The sequence below is a fragment of the Vibrio sp. 10N.222.51.C5 genome (assembly GCF_041474575.1).
Taxonomy (GTDB): Bacteria; Pseudomonadota; Gammaproteobacteria; order Enterobacterales; family Vibrionaceae; genus Vibrio; species Vibrio crassostreae_C.
On the sequence record NZ_JBFRUJ010000046.1, the window covers coordinates 1 to 17,687 of the forward strand.

Annotated in this window: 13 protein-coding genes and 1 pseudogene; 5 read left to right on the forward strand and 9 right to left on the reverse strand. The window is 44.1% G+C overall.

Translation table 11 applies throughout. The annotated features are described in order from the left end of the window. Both AB4558_RS14370 and AB4558_RS14375 read left to right on the forward strand, forming a co-directional pair. A pseudogene (locus tag AB4558_RS14370) lies at window positions 1–470 on the forward strand (hypothetical protein); the annotation flags it as partial. 2 nt (window positions 471–472) lie between these two features. Next, the gene (locus tag AB4558_RS14375; RefSeq protein ID WP_372158876.1) at window positions 473–2,152 is read left to right on the forward strand and encodes a BatD family protein; all 1,680 of its coding nucleotides are present in this window, start codon (window positions 473–475) and stop codon (window positions 2,150–2,152) included. A 69-nt stretch (window positions 2,153–2,221) separates the two neighbouring features. Here AB4558_RS14375 and AB4558_RS14380 read toward each other — a convergent pair whose 3' ends face one another. From AB4558_RS14380 to AB4558_RS14400, 5 genes are all read right to left on the reverse strand, one after another. Then, window positions 2,222–4,366, reverse strand: a complete 2,145-nt coding sequence (locus AB4558_RS14380) for a GGDEF domain-containing protein (protein ID WP_372158877.1) — start codon at window positions 4,364–4,366, stop codon at window positions 2,222–2,224. Window positions 4,367–4,702: 336 nt separating this feature from the next. Next, window positions 4,703–5,452 carry a phosphate ABC transporter ATP-binding protein PstB gene (pstB, locus tag AB4558_RS14385; protein WP_004732036.1) on the reverse strand — a complete coding sequence of 250 codons (750 nt, stop codon included), beginning with the start codon at window positions 5,450–5,452 and terminating at the stop codon, window positions 4,703–4,705. Window positions 5,453–5,542: 90 nt separating this feature from the next. Further along, on the reverse strand, window positions 5,543–6,406 hold the full coding sequence (gene pstA, locus AB4558_RS14390; RefSeq protein WP_017064256.1) for a phosphate ABC transporter permease PstA: 864 nt from the start codon (window positions 6,404–6,406) through the stop codon (window positions 5,543–5,545). Window positions 6,407–6,421: 15 nt separating this feature from the next. Next, the gene (gene pstC, locus AB4558_RS14395; protein WP_019822958.1) at window positions 6,422–7,351 is read right to left on the reverse strand and encodes a phosphate ABC transporter permease subunit PstC; all 930 of its coding nucleotides are present in this window, start codon (window positions 7,349–7,351) and stop codon (window positions 6,422–6,424) included. 111 nt (window positions 7,352–7,462) lie between these two features. Beyond that, a complete protein-coding gene (locus AB4558_RS14400) occupies window positions 7,463–8,284 on the reverse strand; it encodes a phosphate ABC transporter substrate-binding protein (protein ID WP_086714882.1) in 822 nt (273 codons plus the stop codon). A gap of 480 nt (window positions 8,285–8,764) precedes the next feature. On the opposite strand from AB4558_RS14400, the gene AB4558_RS14405 reads away from it, so the two are divergent. Next, a complete protein-coding gene (locus AB4558_RS14405; RefSeq protein ID WP_372158878.1) occupies window positions 8,765–10,408 on the forward strand; it encodes a methyl-accepting chemotaxis protein in 1,644 nt (547 codons plus the stop codon). A gap of 107 nt (window positions 10,409–10,515) precedes the next feature. On the opposite strand, the gene AB4558_RS14410 is transcribed toward AB4558_RS14405, so the two are convergent. Together AB4558_RS14410 and AB4558_RS14415 are read right to left on the reverse strand one after the other, a co-directional pair. Beyond that, window positions 10,516–11,403: a lipase secretion chaperone gene (locus AB4558_RS14410; RefSeq protein WP_065583797.1), complete on the reverse strand. Its 888-nt coding sequence runs from the start codon at window positions 11,401–11,403 to the stop codon at window positions 10,516–10,518. A 38-nt stretch (window positions 11,404–11,441) separates the two neighbouring features. After that, window positions 11,442–12,383 (reverse strand): lipase family alpha/beta hydrolase, encoded by a 942-nt coding sequence (locus AB4558_RS14415; protein WP_372137852.1) that lies wholly within the window; start codon window positions 12,381–12,383, stop codon window positions 11,442–11,444. 503 nt (window positions 12,384–12,886) lie between these two features. Between AB4558_RS14415 and AB4558_RS14420 the strand changes: the two genes are divergently transcribed. Next, window positions 12,887–14,134: an SGNH/GDSL hydrolase family protein gene (locus AB4558_RS14420; RefSeq protein WP_372158903.1), complete on the forward strand. Its 1,248-nt coding sequence runs from the start codon at window positions 12,887–12,889 to the stop codon at window positions 14,132–14,134. Window positions 14,135–14,249: 115 nt separating this feature from the next. On the opposite strand, the gene AB4558_RS14425 is transcribed toward AB4558_RS14420, so the two are convergent. Beyond that, complete coding sequence (locus AB4558_RS14425; RefSeq protein ID WP_017061883.1) at window positions 14,250–15,581, reverse strand: DEAD/DEAH box helicase; 1,332 nt, start codon at window positions 15,579–15,581, stop codon at window positions 14,250–14,252. Window positions 15,582–15,942: 361 nt separating this feature from the next. On the opposite strand from AB4558_RS14425, the gene AB4558_RS14430 reads away from it, so the two are divergent. Continuing rightward, window positions 15,943–16,209, forward strand: a complete 267-nt coding sequence (locus AB4558_RS14430) for an Lpp/OprI family alanine-zipper lipoprotein (RefSeq protein WP_017061882.1) — start codon at window positions 15,943–15,945, stop codon at window positions 16,207–16,209. Window positions 16,210–16,366: 157 nt separating this feature from the next. Here the strand turns inward: AB4558_RS14430 and AB4558_RS14435 are convergent, their stop codons facing one another. Continuing rightward, complete coding sequence (locus tag AB4558_RS14435; RefSeq protein ID WP_137001438.1) at window positions 16,367–17,341, reverse strand: L,D-transpeptidase family protein; 975 nt, start codon at window positions 17,339–17,341, stop codon at window positions 16,367–16,369. Between the last annotated feature and the right edge of the window lie 346 nt (window positions 17,342–17,687).

The following is a 17,687-nucleotide window of genomic DNA, read 5'->3' on the forward strand; positions in this document are numbered from 1 at the left end:
AAGGTCAGCAAGGTCAGCAAAATGATTCTTCGCAAAGCTCTCAGGATCAACAACAAAGCTCCGCTGACAATGGCAAGTCGCAAGATCAAAGCAGTAACCAAGATCAACGCGGTAGCCAAGACCAAAACTCATCTCAAGGCCAACCTGAAAATCACTCTGACTCTGAAAAGTCTAAACAAGACGACAAGCAAGCCGGTCAACAAAGTAACAGTGACCAGCCGAAACAGAGTGACCAAGAAGGCGCTACACCTCAAAGTGCTAGCGCACAACAAGCTTCAAAAGAAGATGGTGAGCAAAGTGGTCAGCAAGCTGTAGCACAAACCTCAGATCAACCTCTGTCGAGCGACCCTGACATGCGAAAACTTGAGCAAGTAGAAAGCGCCCGTGACCCGAGCCAACTGCTTAAAGCGCAAATGATTTTACAAGCACGACAAAAAAGTGCTCCTAACAACCAGAACAAAAAGTGGTAACCATGCGATTTCTAAACAAGCCATTTTTATCCGTACTCCTAACATTGTTGTTGGGAGCTTTCTCGTCCTTCTCAGTATTGGCTGCAAACGCCGTGGCGAGTGTTTCACATAACAGTGTCACCAAAGATCAAGTATTCCTTCTTAGAGTCGCAACCGATGAAAAGGTCTCTTCTGATGCTCTAGATCTAACAGCGCTCCAGCAGAATTTCTATGTCGGCACACCAAACTTTGGGTCATCGATGCGAATCGTCAATGGCAGCCGTTCGGTGTCAAGTGAATGGAACATCAGCCTTGCTCCTCTGCGTTTAGGCAAGATCCAGATTCCTAGCTTCGATATTGAAGGGGCGAAAACTCAGCCTATCACCATCAATGTTGCCGTTAATAAAGCTGCGCCCACTCAACATGACATGGCAGAGTTCCAGCTTAATCTCAGCAAGAACTCGCTGTACCCACAAGAAGTGGCTGAGCTTGATGTAAAACTCATCATCAAAGCTGATCCAAGAAGGCTGCAAGATCCTAAAATAGCGCCACCGAGCTCGCCGGGTTTAGATGTGGAACCTATTGGTGAATCGAAGCAATTTCAAGATGTTCTCAATGGACAAGAGGTGACGGTAGTTCAACAGTCTTTCCGTATCTCTTCACAAAAGGCCGGACAGTTTAAGCTGAATGGACCGAAGCTGACTGGAGCCGTTGTTTACTCAACCAACAACTCCAGTACAACGCGTCTGTTCCAGCTCGACACGCCCGTTGAAATCTTAGATGTAACTGTGAAGGACGTACCAAAAGGCTACCAAGGTGAGTGGTTACCAACATCAAACTTCAAACTGATTCAACAATGGTCAGATAGCCAAGGCAATCAACTGGGAAATAGTAATGGTTTAGAAGGCGACAACCAAACCATTGAAATGGAAGCGGGTGATTCGTTAACTCGTACCATCACGATGACGGCTAGCAACTTAACGCAACACCAGCTGCCAAAACTGAATATCACCTACCCTAATTCGGTACGTGTTTATGAAGAGAAGCCGCAATTTGGCACAACTCAGTCAGGTGATTCTGTCGTTGTTTACAAGCAAGTCTTGATTCCGAAAGAGGCAGGAAACATCTCGCTTCCTGATGTGTCTCAAGCTTGGTTTAACACCGATTTGCAATCAGAACAAACAAGCAAAGCGCAGGGGCTAGAGTTAGCGGTAAAAGCAAGTGATCGCGCAACGTCAAGCACTCCACCAGTAACTGCTACGCCCGCCCAACAAGTAAGCCCGACGGTTGTTACTGTAGATAGCCCTGGGATCTGGCCTTATCTCACCGCCCTATTTGCAGCTTTGTGGCTAATCAGCTCAGCATTGGCATTCTACTTCTGGTCACGCCGCGGCGTAACGACAAAACCAACACACACTGTTGAACGTCAATCAGATACCGCAGAAGCGCTTATTGAAGCTCTAAGAACGAAAGATGGCGTGATGACCAGAACCTTATTTGAGCAATGGAAATCTGAAAATACAGATCTAAGTGATGAGACGTTACAAACCGTTGAAGCCGAACTCACCAAGCTAAACCAAAGCCTTTATGGTGAAGCCGGTTCACCAGCCCAAACATGGAGCCCTGAGCTGGCAATCAAAACGGTGAAGAAGCCCAAGAGAGTTGCGAGTAAAAAGCATAATAGTTCGCTAGAAAATCTTTAGTCGACGCTGTTCATCAAGAACAGTAAAGCACAAAGGCCGTTGATCATCTTGAGATCAACGGCCTTTATTTTAAGAAAGAGAGGCTGTGACTTTTTTACGTTTTAAGGCAGAAACGATTCGATTTCTCCCTGAGTCTTTGGCTTGATACAAGGCTTTGTCTGCCTTGCCATACAGTAGGTCGAAGTCAAACTGGCGCTGATCAGAAGTTATAGAAGCATACCCGACAGACGCGGTTAGATACTGGCTAGTACTGCTTTCACAATGGAGGATCTTCGCCTCTTCAATGCACTTTCTAATCGACTCGGCACGCTGCTTCGTTTCAGAGTGATTAGTGCCGATCATCAACAACATAAACTCCTCTCCCCCAATACGACAGAAAGTCTCTTGTTCATTGTAAACATGGTTATTTAGTATCTTACCTATCGAGCGTAAAGCAGCGTCACCTTCGGTATGGCCATAAACACTGTTGTACAAACCAAAGTGGTCGAGGTCGACAAGGATCAATCCAAATGTGACTTCATATTGTGTGGCAAACGCTCCTTGATCGTCGCAGTTCAAATCTTCTAACACTTGCGACAACATACGGCGGTTTCCAAGGCGCGTCAGCGGGTCTAATTTAGAAATGATATCCAACTGTTCGTTGGCTCTTTCAAGCTCTTGAGTGCGCTTACTAACCTCTTGCTCAAGCGTTTCATTGAGCTTTTTAAGCTCCTCTTGCGCCATGGTTCTTTGCAACACCTCTGCAAGGCTAGAAGCAAAGATACGAATCACTTCGCGAAGCTGGGAAGTTAAAGGGCTGCGTGTTAACAAGTTATCTGCGGCAATAAATGCAATCGGCTCACCCGTATTGGTGGTGAGCATGGTCATTGCCGTCCAACCTACCCCAACAATATTAAAGTCATGATAGATAGGTACTGATTCTTCAAACGCAACTTGATTGGGACAAGCGCGAGCCGCTGAAACAATGTTGCGTTCCACCAGCTCTGAACGATAGTAGGACTCGTCGACAATATCGCCTTTTATATCCGTACCCCAAGTACCTTGCATGTAGCTGCAATTCTTATCGGTCAGGAAAACCGCCAATCGGTCGATGCCTAGGTGTTGAATAGCAAAGCTAACCGCAGACTTACACACCTCACTAACACTGTCGCAGCGAGACAACTCCACCATGCTCGAGTGCAGCATGCGTATGTTCTGCTCTTGGCGTTTACGAATGTATATCTGAGAGAGCAGCGAGCCAAAGGACTCAAGCATCTGCTTTTGATAATTGGTTATGGGTGAACGGTGGATGTAGTTATCCATCGCAATCCAGCCGACCGGTTTATCCCCTTCACGCAAGATAAGCATCCCATTCCAGCCCTGCCCCACCACCTTGCCTTCGGTGTAGAGTGGCGCTTGTTCAATAATGACTAAGTTGGTGTGGTTGTCAGATAGCGCCTCAATGTATTCGGCCTCAAGCTGGTGTAAATCATATTGAGTATGATGTTCACTGTTGGTTTTACCCGTTTCGTCAGTGCCGTAAGTACCACTAAAACAGCGCTTTTTCATATCAAGTAACATGAAGATCGCACGATCAAAGCCTAGGCGATCGCGTACGGCTTCTACTGATGCTTTATAGAGTGCATCTAAAGTTTCTGGATTAGAAAGCTCTAACGCCACCTGATGAACTAGCTTCATGTTCTCGACAAACAATTCACGAAGCTTAATCTCATCAAGGTATTGAGCTTCTCGTGTGTCTCTGTGTTTGATCTCAAGTGCCGCGTTCTTCTCAGCACGAATACACTGCCAGCGAGCGGCGGCAAGTTGAAGAACATCTAGATCTTGGTCGAAGGTTTGATTGATCTTTTCGGCATCGCAATTTTGAATAATTAAATAAGTTCTACAGGCAGGCGCATTGTCGAGCATCATGATGAACGACTCCCCACCGAGCACTTTTATGTGATCCCAGTTACAAGTATTGATTGCCATAGGTAAAACACCGTCTGCGGTATCAAACTGTGAAACCCAAGGCCAAAATGTAGAGGGGTAATACTCAAGAGAGGTTAATTCGCCATGACAAAACAGCGGCAACGAATCGCTTTCCGGTATCGGCTCAGCAAATATCCCTATCCCTTTTGGAGCAAGCATTTTAGCCAAGTACTCAAAAAGAGACTCTGCCAATAAACGGTGATCGCGCGTAGCAGATATTTGTTTTGCAAAGGCTTTTACAGGCACAGCTTCCGTCCATTGGCTATTGAGAATACAGCAAAAATACAGAAGCCTTGATATGCAATCAATGTAACTAAAAATGAGATGTTAAGCGGGTCGCAATTTCACTTTTTACATTATCACAAGCATGAGAAGGACTACAAAAATGGGATTTCCTGCCCAAATTTTCATCGACATTGAGGCTTTTTTAAAGGCATAAAAAAGCCCCACATAAAGTGGGGCAAAACTTCCATCGCTTATAGTTATAGTGATAATTCTGTCGATCTATTCGATTATCTAACCTGCGTATCAGTTAGCGTGCTGGTTTTGCTAATAGGCCAAACACAGCACTTAAATAATCAATTAACCAAAGTCACCGTTTACGTAACCTTTAGTACGATCATCTTTTGGTTCGCTGAAGATAACACTCGTTTCGTTGTGCTCTACAAGCTCTCCCATTAGGAAGAAAGCAGTACGGTCTGAGATACGACGCGCTTGCTGCATTGAGTGCGTTACGATAACGATAGTGAAGTCTTTCTTCAGGTCTTCCATCAATTCTTCAATCTTGTGCGTCGCGATTGGGTCAAGAGCCGATGTAGGTTCATCCATCAGGATTACATCCGGTTCCATTGCAATAGTACGAGCGATACATAGACGTTGTTGCTGACCACCAGACAAGCCAAATGCGTGTGCTTTAAGACGATCTTTTACTTCGTCCCACAGTGCTGCACTGCGCAGTGAGCTTTCTACTACTTCATCAATGTGCTTCTTGTCTTTGATACCTTGAGCACGCAAGCCGTAAGCCACGTTCTCGTAGATGCTCATTGGAAATGGGTTTGGCTTTTGGAATACCATGCCTACACGAATACGTAGGTCAGCCACATCAATATTGCCGTAGATGTTTGTACCATCCATATCCAGCTTACCTTTGATAGTAACGCCTTCAATTAGGTCATTCATGCGGTTCAAGCAACGTAGTAGCGTTGACTTACCACAACCAGATGGGCCAATCAGTGCCGTAACCTGACGAGTAGGAATTGGCAGGTTGATAGATTTAAGCGCTTGGTTGTCGCCGTAAAACAGGTCTAGGTTCTCAATATCAAATTTGTTCATGTTCGTAATCTCTAAATTCTTAAATTCGTGTCTAACTTGATGCTTTCTTTATCACGGGGGCTCTCTCTATTGTTGAGCCAGCTAATGAGCTTAGTAAGTTGCCGTGTTGAAGCGTCTCGCAATCAGTTTTGTAACCATGTTGATCAAGAGAACCAATACGATTAGGACTGTCGCCGTGCCGTAGGCTTGGTTCCACTCATCGATAGTAAATAGCTCTGTTGTCAGCTTATATAGGTGAACCGTTAGTGTACGGCCAGAATCGAATACCGACTCAGGAACACGTGCCACCATACCTGCTGTTAAGAACACAGGCGCTGATTCACCAATTACACGACCAATACTAAGAATGACCGAAGTTAAGATACCTGGCATTGCGCTTGGTAATATCAAACGCCAGATAGTGTAGATTTTTGAAGCGCCAAGGCCGTATGAGCCTTCACGGTAAGTTTGTGGTACTGCCATCAATGCTTCTTCTGTAGTACGAATGATTACAGGAAGAATCAAGATACTTAGCGTTAGTGCGCCCGACAGAATCGAGAAGCCAAGACCAAGAATCGAAACAAAGAAGGTCATACCGAACAGACCAAAGATGATCGATGGAATACCAGCTAACGACTCAGTACAGAATCGAATCACTTTCACCAATCGGCTACCTACTTTCGCATATTCAGTTAGGTAAATCGCCGTCATGATGCCTAGTGGCGCAGCTACCGCAATCGATGCAATAACCATGTAGATCGTGGCAATGATCATTGGGAAAATACCACGTTCTTCACCAGTACGAGTGTAATCGTCAGTGATGAAGTTCCAATCTACGTATTGCAGACCGTTCGATAGGATGTACCAAATAATCCAGAATAAGAAACCAACGGTTACAGCTGCAGCTGCCCAGATAAAACCTTTTAGGATGTTATCTTTGGTTTGACGTGCTTGTTTTAGTTTTACGCGATCCATATTACTTATCCTCGCCTACTTCGCTTTTTCACGGTTAAGATAAAGTAGAGCACCATTTAACATCATGATGAACACTAGAAGTACAACACCTGTTGCGTACAGTGCGTTAGCGTGAACGCCACTTGCGTAAGACATTTCAATTGCAATGTTTGCTGTTAGCGTACGAGCAGAGTCCAAAATGCCTTCTGGCATTGCTGGCGCGTTACCCATAACCATGATGATTGCCATCGTTTCGCCAAGTGCGCGGCCGATACCCAAAATCACACCAGTCATAATGCCTGAACGTGCAGCAGGAACGAGTAGCTTAAAAATCGTGTAGATTTTCGAAGCACCCAGTGCAAGTGAACCTTCTTTGTATGTACGAGGTACAGCACGAATCGACGTTTCAGAAACCGTGATAACGGTAGGAAGAATCATGATACCCAGAACAATGATACCGGCTAGGATGGTGTTACCCGCTGGTACTTGGAAAATGTTCTGAATCATTGGAACGATAATTACTAGACCGAAGAAGCCGTATACAACCGACGGGATACCCGCTAGAAGCTCAACTGCAGGTCGAATAATATCTGCAAGACGCTTAGGAGCAATCTCAGCAATAAAAATAGCGGTTAGTACACCTACTGGTACACCAACAACTACAGCTCCAAGTGTCGAAACAATCGATGCAACAATCATGGTTGCAACACCGAATAGAGCTGGAGGTAACCAGTCAACACCCAGAACAATGCCAGAAACGCCGGCCTCTTGGAATGCAGGGATACTCTCTGCAACGATAAAGTAAGCGATAACGGCTAGTGATACGATGCCGATTACAGCACTCGATAAGAACAAGCCGTGAAAGATTCTTTCTCTCCAGTCGATGCGCTTCTTAGCACGTAGACTTGGCTTGTTGATTTGAGTCGCTTCAGTATTCATAAGCTTTTCACTATTTGCGATGGTCATATATAAAATCTCAAACTTTGTGGCTCAATAAGAGCTCGAAATAAACAAAGTTGAAAGAAAAGGCTCAGCCTAAAGCAGGCTGAGCAATAATTAAGATTGAGTCAGTTAAGATTAGTTAACTGTGATGTAGCCTTTCTTACCAGCGATAGCTTGAGCTTCGTCTGCAACCATCCAGTCTAGGAATTGTTGAGTTTCAGCTGTTGGAGCGTTTGCTTTGTAAAGGACTAGGAATGGACGAGCAACTTTGTAAGAACCGTTCTTAACGTTGTCTACAGTTGCAGCAGCGCCGTCGATAGTTAGAGCTTGAACAGATTCGTCAACTGTACCTAGAGAGATAAAGCCGATAGCGTATGGGTTGCTTGCTACAGAAACTTTAAGTGCGCCGTTACCGTTTGCAACTTGTGCACGTTGAGAGATAGCCGATACTTTCTTATCGCCGATCTTCTTCTTAAGCTTCATGATGTCTTCGAATGCACCACGTGTACCAGATGCAGTATCACGAGTGATTGCTACGATTGGCTTGTCAGCACCACCAACATCTTTCCAGTTAGTGATGTCGCCTTTGTAGATTGAAGTGATTTGCTCAGCTGTAAGAGCAGATACTTCGTTATTTGGGTTTACAACAACTGCGATACCGTCACGAGCGATAACGAGCTCTTTCAGGTCAGCTGTTTTCTCTTCTTCTTTTAGGTCACGAGAAGAGATACCAAGGTCAGCACTTCCATTTTTTGCTGCTTTGATGCCTGCAGAAGAACCTGGTGCTTGAATTTCGATGAACACTGGTTCGCCTTTATTCATGTAGGTTTCTGCAAAAACTTCAACCAGTGGAGAAGCACTGTTAGAGCCAACTACAGAGATAGTTTCTTTAGCTGAAGCTGTATTCACTGTTAGAGCGCCTAGTAGTGCGATTGCACCGATAACTGTCTTTTTCATCACAAATTTCCTTTAGTGGCGTTATTGCCGTAATGTTTTGCTTGAACGAGGCCTACTTTAGAATCCGAATGTGACAGTTGTGTTTCACTTAATTGAAGCCTATATGACAACTACAAATTAATGGCTAATTTCTCTCTTACTCGATGAATTGATAGTCGCGCCCCCATCAGATGCAGTTATTGAATGCAGGTGTCACCATCGTTTGAGCACCAAAAAACTAGATTCCCTTCCCTATTTATATCGAACACTAACCAATATACTTCTCTATTTATCAATCAAGTAGCCCTAACACGATGGATAAAAAGATGCACCTTTATCGCCATTTAGAACAATAAACAACCACCTATATCAAATACCTATCGCATATAACGAAATCAAAGCCTTTACTGATTGAATTGTCAGTCTCATTAGTTAGAATCGCCAACTAATTCTAATAATAATAATTCTCATCTATTTATTTTATTCAAAGAAGGACATTACATGCGCCAACTTCTCAGTGGCTTATCAATCAAAATACAAATTCTTATACCCGTACTATTTTCCGTCGTTTTACTTTTAGCCGGTGTCATTATCGGTGGTGAAAAGCTAGAAAGTGCATTCAAAGATGTGTCAGTAGCAACCGACCAATTAATCTTACATAAAGAAGAACTCAGCGAAATCGTCGACAACAGCTATGGTATGCGTATCAAAGCGATTTACAGTCTATTCAATGCTGATGACGTAAAAACACTGGTTGAAACGCTAAACCAAAAACGCGACCAGAATACTCGCCTACTGAATTCATTAGACACAGTGCCAGGCATGCAAGCTGAAGTGGCCGCGATGAACAAAGCGATGAATCACTATGTCGATTTTTCTCGCACCACCATGCTTCCTCTATTAAGAGCGAAACACGGCGATGCATCACTCTCGTCAGATTTTGAAAACCGCTACCAGATCGCAATCGACCAATACCGACATGCGGGTAATGAAATGGTGCAAGCGATCAACACTCTGTCTAAGAAGCTGAACTTGCTTGCCACTCAAGAAGTCGACATCAACGGCCAGCAACACGCTAGCACACTGACTACTGCGACCATTGCACTGTTGGTGATCCTGTCTGTAGCACTAATTATCAGTTGGACGCTGGCTGGCATCATTGTTAAGCCGATCAGCAACATTCAAGAAACCATGCGAGAAGTAGCAAAAGGTAATTTGTTGGTTAAAGCAGAAGAGTATGGCGACAACGAAATCTCACGCCTAGCGCAAGACGTAAACCAGTCTGTTGAACAATTGCGTGACACGGTAAGCTCGCTGTCTCGAATCAGTATCGAAGTGGCTTCTGCGTCGACAGAATTAGCGGCTGTAATGACACAATCGAGCGTTAACTCAGACCAAGAGAAGCAAGAGGTTGAACAGGTTGCTTCTGCTGTAAATCAACTTGAGAGCACAGCAGCACACGTCAACGAGAATGCAGTACAAGCCGACTCAGCTTCCAAGCAAGCCGACGAAATGGCAACACACAGCATGAGCTTGTTTAACGAGAGCAACCAAGCTAATGAGCAAATGGCGATTCAGCTGAGTGAAGCGGCAAACGTTGTAGGCACGTTAAAAGAGCACTCCGAGCAGATTGGTAAGGTAATTGAAGTAATTCAAAGCATCTCTGAACAAACTAACCTTCTTGCGCTTAATGCAGCAATCGAAGCCGCTCGTGCTGGTGAAAGTGGTCGTGGTTTCGCAGTGGTAGCCGATGAAGTTCGAATGCTGGCTGCTCGTACGCAAGATTCAACCAAAGAGATCCAAGCAATTATCGAAGGCTTGCAGGTTCAATCGGGTAACGCCAATGAAAGTATGAGCAGTTCACTGTCTATGTTAGAGCATAACCAAACGCTCTCTGGCGAGGTAAGCGCTGCCCTTTCAGGTATTGCTAACTCAGTAACCGACATGACAGAAATTAACACTCAGGTTGCCTCTGCCGCAGAAGAACAAAGCCAAGTGACTGCAGACATCAACCGTAATATCTCAAACATCTATAGCCTAGTAAGCCAAAACGTAACCGGTATTACTCAAGCCGCAGCAGCAAGCCACGAGCTTTCTAACCTAGCAGAACAACAGAAGCAGCAGTTGGATTACTTTAAGGTATAGGCTTCAAGGTACGAAGTTCAAGGCAAACAGATTCAGGCTGTATGCTCTTTAGAACTCGCCGATAAACAAAAAGCCAGCCATCATGGCTGGTTTTTCGCTTTTAGACACTACTGACGAGATTCAGCCGCTCGAATTCTTTCAATCGCTTCTACCCTTCTAAGCTGTTCTGGTAGGAAATGTTCAGTCCTAAGTTGCGCAATCTTCTCTTGTTGTTCGGTTTTTGATAGGAATGAATCTTTCAAGACATCATTTCGTTCTGCGAAGTAGACCTCTAACGAGTCTTCAAAGGCCGCTCTTTGTTTATCAAGTGCTTCAAGTCTCTGGGTTGCTTCTTCACCGACAAGTTCGCTTCTCTTTAAGTATTTACCCTGTTCATCGAGACCTTCAGAGCTAGAGAGCTGTTGGAGTAACACCTGATTCTGGTGACTCGACTGAACATAATCAGGTTGCTCAGATAGATAGGATTCGAGTCTTTGTTGGTATTCTTCATCCTCTAATCCCTCCTGTTTCAGAAGTAACTTTTCTAAGGCGATTTCTCTCATTCTGTTGTCGTGCGTAAACAGAATACTTATCTCGCTCTCACTGAAAAACTGAGCTTGGAGGTCAAGGAGCGCTTGATTGAGTGCACGTAGATCATCAGCGGAAATGGATGTGGTACCGAACTGCACGTCCAACGATGTCAGTGCCGACTTATACTCAAGATATTTGGCAAACAGTGCTTCATCAACCACGGTTGTTGATGATTGTTCGTGGTGTTTCGCCACGTTGTCTCGAATATCTTCAAGGGTTAATTCTGTATTACCTGACACGAAATATTCCATCATGTCTTTTGCTGATGCGTTATCGATGTCGGTATCTTGCTGAGAGGTGACTTTCAATGAGGAGACGCGTTGTTCGTCGTCAGTATGTGTATCTTGATTATTTAGATATAAAAAGACCGCCGCTGTGCTCATCAGGGCTATCGTGGTTATCGACAAAATGGCGGTCTTTTTCATCATACTTCCCTTGTTTTCTTGTTAAACGGCTTTGCAGACTACAAGCCAGCCAACTTCAATCGATTGGCATGCTGACGATATAGAGTTACAGGATCTGTCTCAAACAAGTGGTGAATTCCCAATAACCCATTAATCTCATCTAGGTGGTTCATTTTGTAATCATCACCAATCACTTTGCCCAAATGCGCGCTGCATGCTCCTACTAAGCCATCATTAGGTTCGTTGAAGGCTAAGCCTAGGATTGTCATCGCTCCGTCGGTAGGATCAAGAAGGTTGGTAAAAGTGGAAGACCCTGTCCATGAATAGTAATAAACGCCGTTACTTGCTTGCCACTCACCATCGCCACACTCAGACGTCGGAACGCCCTCAGGGTAAAACTGGTTGAAGGCTAGCGAGCCTTCTGTGGTCAATGCTTCAAGAGAAGCGAGGCCGTCTTGGTCGAGATCCGTTCCACCAGATAAAAGGTTAATCAGTGTCGTTAATCCACCTGCTAATTTAACCGCGATACCTTCTGTGACAGAGCCTTCAGATACGTTCCCTCGAACGAGATCAGCGACCTTAGAACCTTTATGCACACCGCCAATACTGGTCACTGAAGCAACAAGATCAGGTCGAACTGACGCAACATAACGAGCCGTAGGCCCACCGTGGCTATGACCAACCAGATTCACCTTACTTGCTCCTATTGCAGCTAACAGCGTTTCAACTTGGCTGAGTAACTGTTCACCACGGACCTCTGAACTGTTGGTTGCAGAGACGTGAGCGACATATACGTTCGCGCCATCTTTGGTTAGGGATTCAGGTACGCCATAGAAATAGTCAACGCCCGCTAATGTATCGAAACCAAACAGACCATGTACCAACATAATGGGGTATTTCGTTTCAGTGTATCCGCTGGCTTCTAATGCTGATGCGCTCGTTCCGGCATATACGCCAAAACTGGATAGGCAGGCTATCGTCCAAATTAATATCTTTTTCAATGCTCTTTCCTTAAACAGATTAGACCTCTGATGAGTAAAAGAACCGTAGATGATGATTTTATAAAACAGAAAGTAACGACTTCATATTTGTGATGGCGAACTTGAATTAAACAGGTGCGATGAACATCAGGCAAACAGAATCAGGAGAAAAAAACATAAGCAATTGATTAAATTAACATTTAACTAAGGTTGATGAGATTGTTCTTTCAATATCCCGACTCAAATATCAATTCAACATTCTCAATAAACCAAAATTATTCGACAAATAACCGTTTGGAAACAGGTATTTTTCAACCAAAACTCGTTGATAACTTGAGGCTTATTCCATTAACGACACACCACAACCCTGAATATATTGACGCTAATTATTGATTTTAGATATAGGTCGTACCAGTTATTTACTTATCCACTTATCCACTTATCCACTTATCAAGAAACAAGCAACAAGCAACAAGCAACAGCGTTTCTGTTTGGCTCATCTAAATATAAAAGAGAATACAGTGATGAAAAATACGGCTTTAATACTCACGTTAGCCCTGCCTTTTGGCGCTTATGCCGCTGAAGACTCAATACCAACACCTGAATCAATTACATCTGCACAAGTACTCAGTGCACAAGGCTCAGAGACCTATTCATATGTTAGATGTTGGTATCGAACCGATGCCTCTCATGATTCCCTAGCCACCGACTGGAAGTGGGCAAAGAAAGAGAGTGGTGATTACTACACGATCAACGGATATTGGTGGTCTTCTGTTTCTTTCAAAAACATGTTCTACAGTGATGCGCCTCAATCTGAAATCAAACAGCGTTGCGAACAGACGCTCGACATCCAACATGACGCCGCTGACATCACCTACTTTGCCGCAGATAATCGCTTCTCTTACAACCACTCCATCTGGACCAACGATAACGCGTTCCAGGCCAATAGCATCAATCGTATTGTCACCTTTGGTGATAGCCTGTCCGACACTGGTAATCTATTTAATGGCTCACAATGGGTTTTTCCGAACGCAGATTCGTGGTTTTTAGGGCACTTTTCGAATGGTTTAGTCTGGACGGAGTATTTAGCAAAAGCGAAAGATGTCCCTCTGTATAACTGGGCTGTGGGTGGCGCCGCAGGTACCAACCAATACGTGGCATTGACTGGTGTATATGATCAAGTCACCTCTTATCTGACCTACATGAAAGTCGCCAAAAACTATCGTCCGGAAAACTCACTGTTTACTTTAGAGTTTGGCCTCAATGACTTCATGAATTACAACCGAGAAGTCGCCGATGTAAAGGCTGACTTTAGCAGCGCGCTGATCCGCTTAACAGAATCTGGTGCGAACAATATCCTGCTGTTCACCTTACCCGATGCAACCAAAGCCCCTCAATTCAAATACTCTACCGAACAAGAGATAATAAAAGTTCGTGGCAAGATCTTAGAATTCAACCAGTTCATCAAAGCTCAAGCCGAGTATTACCAAGGTATGGGGAAAAACGTGGTGTTGTTCGATGCAAGTGCGTTGTTCGCCAGCATTACCGATAACCCAGAACAACATGGCTTTCGAAACGCGAGTGATGCTTGTCTTAATATCAATCGAAGCTCAGCCGCGGACTACTTGCGAAGCCACAGCTTAACCAATGACTGTGCCACCTATGGTTCAGACAGTTATGTATTCTGGGGCGTGACGCACCCAACCACCGCCACACACAAATACATTGCCGACCACATCTTGGCGTATTCGTTCTCGACGTTCAATTTCTAACTAAATATCGAAAAGTAATGGCTGAGCCAAGGTCGAGATACAAAAAAACCGCCTAATATTGGCGGTTTTTATTTATGTCAGTTTTACTAGCAAACGCTTTAAAACTGGCTGGTGATTACTCGTCGTCCACTTTTGGTGCGACTTTCTTCTTAGGGATAAACACGGTATCACCCACGGCCACATTTTGGTGGAAGCTCTTATCGCGCTTAACTGGTTTCTTCGGCGTTTTCTTCGCTTGAGTGTTGGTCTTCTTCTTAGCAGGACCGCCTTTAGCAAACGCAGGTTTACGTGGCTTAATGCCTTTGAATTTACCTTTTAGGCCTTCAAGTACAGAGAAGGTCAAATCTTGTTGAAGGTAAAGTTCAACACGCTTGAAGCTGTCCCAGTCTTTTGGACCAACCAAAGAAATCGCATCGCCTTTGTTACCCGCACGGCCAGTACGACCTACACGGTGCACGTACTCTTCCGTATGCTTAGGCATATCAAAGTTGATAACGTGGCTCACGTTTGGAATATCAATACCACGTGAAGCAACATCGGTAGTTACCAAGATCTTGTAAACCGCACGCTCGAACTGGCTCATAATAGCATTACGTTGCGTTTGGTTTAGGTTACCACTCAGTGCTACCGCTTTAAGCTTCTTCTCGTTCAACTTATCTGTTAAACGGTCAGTATCAGCGCGTGTTGCTGTGAAGATCATTACCTGACGGTATTCAGCTTCTTCCAGTACACGGTCTAAAATCGCTTCTTTGTGATCTAGGTGATCACATAAGTAGAATTTCTGTGTGATATCTAAGTGTTGCTCGTTAGAAACACCAACAGAGATACGCTTAGGTGCGTCTAGCATTTCATTTGCAATGCCATTTACTTCAGCGTGATCTAACGTTGCAGAGAACATCAACGTTTGACGACGACGGTGTTTAGCTGCATTGGCAATGCGACGAAGTTCTGGAGCGAAACCCAGATCAAGCATACGGTCCGCTTCATCAAGGATTAGCGTTTCAACACCATCTAGGAACAATGAACGATGTTCTAGGTGGTCAGCAAGACGGCCTGGAGTCGCAACGATAAAACGAGGGTACTTACGCAGTGCTTTAACTTGGTCGTTAAAGTTCTCACCACCTAAGATAAGCGCCGCTTCATAAGACAGACCACCAAGCATGCTACGCAGTTCGCCGTAAACTTGCTTCGCTAGCTCACGAGTAGGAGCCAAAATTACACCACGAGGATCTTTAGCAGAAAACGCTTTTGTTTTTAATGCTTTATGTATCATTGGCAACACAAACGCCAATGTTTTTCCTGATCCCGTTTTTGATGAAGCCAATAGATCCTTACCAGCAATAGCAACAGGGATCGCTTTTGATTGGATCTCTGTCGCCTTCTTGAAGTCGTAATGTTTTAAGTTCTTCAGTAAGCGGTTATCTAAGCCTAAATCTTTAAAGTGCAAAGGACTCTCCAGTCATGATGGTATTGAATAAAATTAATTTAACGTGACATGATACCGCGAAAGTACTTTATAAGGATAGAGATCACAGTAAATTTATCCCTTTATCTATCTTTAGCTAGAACAACGTATGCATTGCTAGCAAAGGGATAGCTCTCCAAAAACACCTTCAAGTCGTCTCTAAATCCTTCATCTCATAAATGAGACACAACGTGATACTTAGCTAATTACCTCAAAAATTTAGCAATTTCTTTAGTTATTGTTTTTGCAGTTAAAAAATTAGTCGCTACAATCATTAATGAAGCGACTATATGATAAAGAATGTATAGCGCATCTTTTGATGATAAATAAGCAAGGAGTTCTTATGAATAAGACGTTAATCGCAGCTGCAGCATCAGTTTTCATTTTAGCCGGTTGTTCTTCAGAACCAGAAGAAGCTGCAGTGTCAGAAATGGATCAACTAACTAACCAAGTGGCTCAACTTACAAGCGAAGTTGAAGCACTTAAGAGTGACAAAGCAGCCGCAGAAATGAAGGCTCAAGAAGCAGAAGCAGCCGCTATGGCAGCGAAAGAAGAAGCGGATCGTGCTAACGAACGCATCGACAACATCGCTGAGTCTTACACTAAGTAGTTTGAGATCTAATCGCGATTAAGCTGTAGATTAAATAAGTCGCAAAAAGCAGTATATAGACAGCACCACTTCTTATCGGATGTGGTGCTTTTTTTGGGTGACACTAATGCGAGTAAACAAGATAAAACCGCCCCTTGTTGCAGAAGAGGCAATCGAATTAAAACTCAATCACAGGTGGTGCTATCTCTACAGGTACGCCGTTTTGAGCAAAGATAACCGCTTTCGCCTTTGAATTTGGCAGTTCTGCGTCTTCAAGCCACCATTTTAGTTCCACAGGGATCTGTAATGATTTCTTTGAACCATCACTTCGAGTTAATGGCTCGTGCGCTTCTACAAACACACTTCTATCAGGCTCTAATGACACCTTAATCGGCTCATTGATAATGGTGACCTGTTCACCACGGTTCACTTGCTCAAACAGCCACTCAATGTCTTTAGGTTCCATTCGGATACAACCAGAGCTAACTCGTAAACCTATCCCGAAATCTTTGTTTGTACCATGGATCAAATAGTCGCCAGCGCCATAAGCAAGCCTCAAAGCGTACTCTCCCAATGGATTTTCCGGCCCGGCAGGAACCACTCTCGGTAATTCAATGCCCTTTTCAAGATACTCGTTGCGGATTGAATTTGGTGGCGTCCATGTTGGATTCGGTCTTTTTTGGCTTATCTTGGTGATCATCTCGGGAGTATCACGCCCCACTCGACCGATGCCGACAGGGAAAACATGCACCTGATTTTTCTCAGGCTCAAAGTAATACAACCTTAACTCAGCAAGATTGATGACAATCCCCTTTCTTGGGGTGTCAGGCAAAATCAAGCGGCTTGGAATGCTTAACACATAGCCTTCCGCGGGAAGAAAAGGATCCACCCCTTTGTTGGCTGCCATTAAAGAGAGAAAACCAATATCGTATTGCTTGGCAATGATGGCCAAGGTTTCGCCCGCCGCCACTTCATGCTGCTGGATTCTGCCCACAATGCGGCTTTCCGTTGGTGGCAATTCAAAGGTTGCAGCAGACACCCACGATGAAGCTATCCCGCTGGCAAGCAAAGTAGTTCTTACAACAAGCGACGCCGCCCTGTGGAGTCGTGTTTTCATTGACTGAAAAGGCGTCGAGTTAACGCAATACGACATACAAATCCTTGGTTTGTCTTTTATCAAAGTTTAGATTATCTCTGATCAAACGTCTCTACAACGTATTGTTGTCTCGAAACTAATAGGCAACAAGTTTATATGTAAGCCTTTTCTTCTCATTCACTTGCAATTTACCCATACAAAATCGATTGCCTTTACGCTTTCAACATATTTGGTTATCAATATTAATAAAACTATAATGGCAGACCTATTTTGTGACTAAAGTCTCATGGAGCCACGTTCTAACTCGCTAATATTGCCTCAACAAAACGAATTCAATTCAACAGAATCGGTAATTGATTAAATCCTGTTCCTATAATTACCGTTTAAACTTTGGAGAACGACC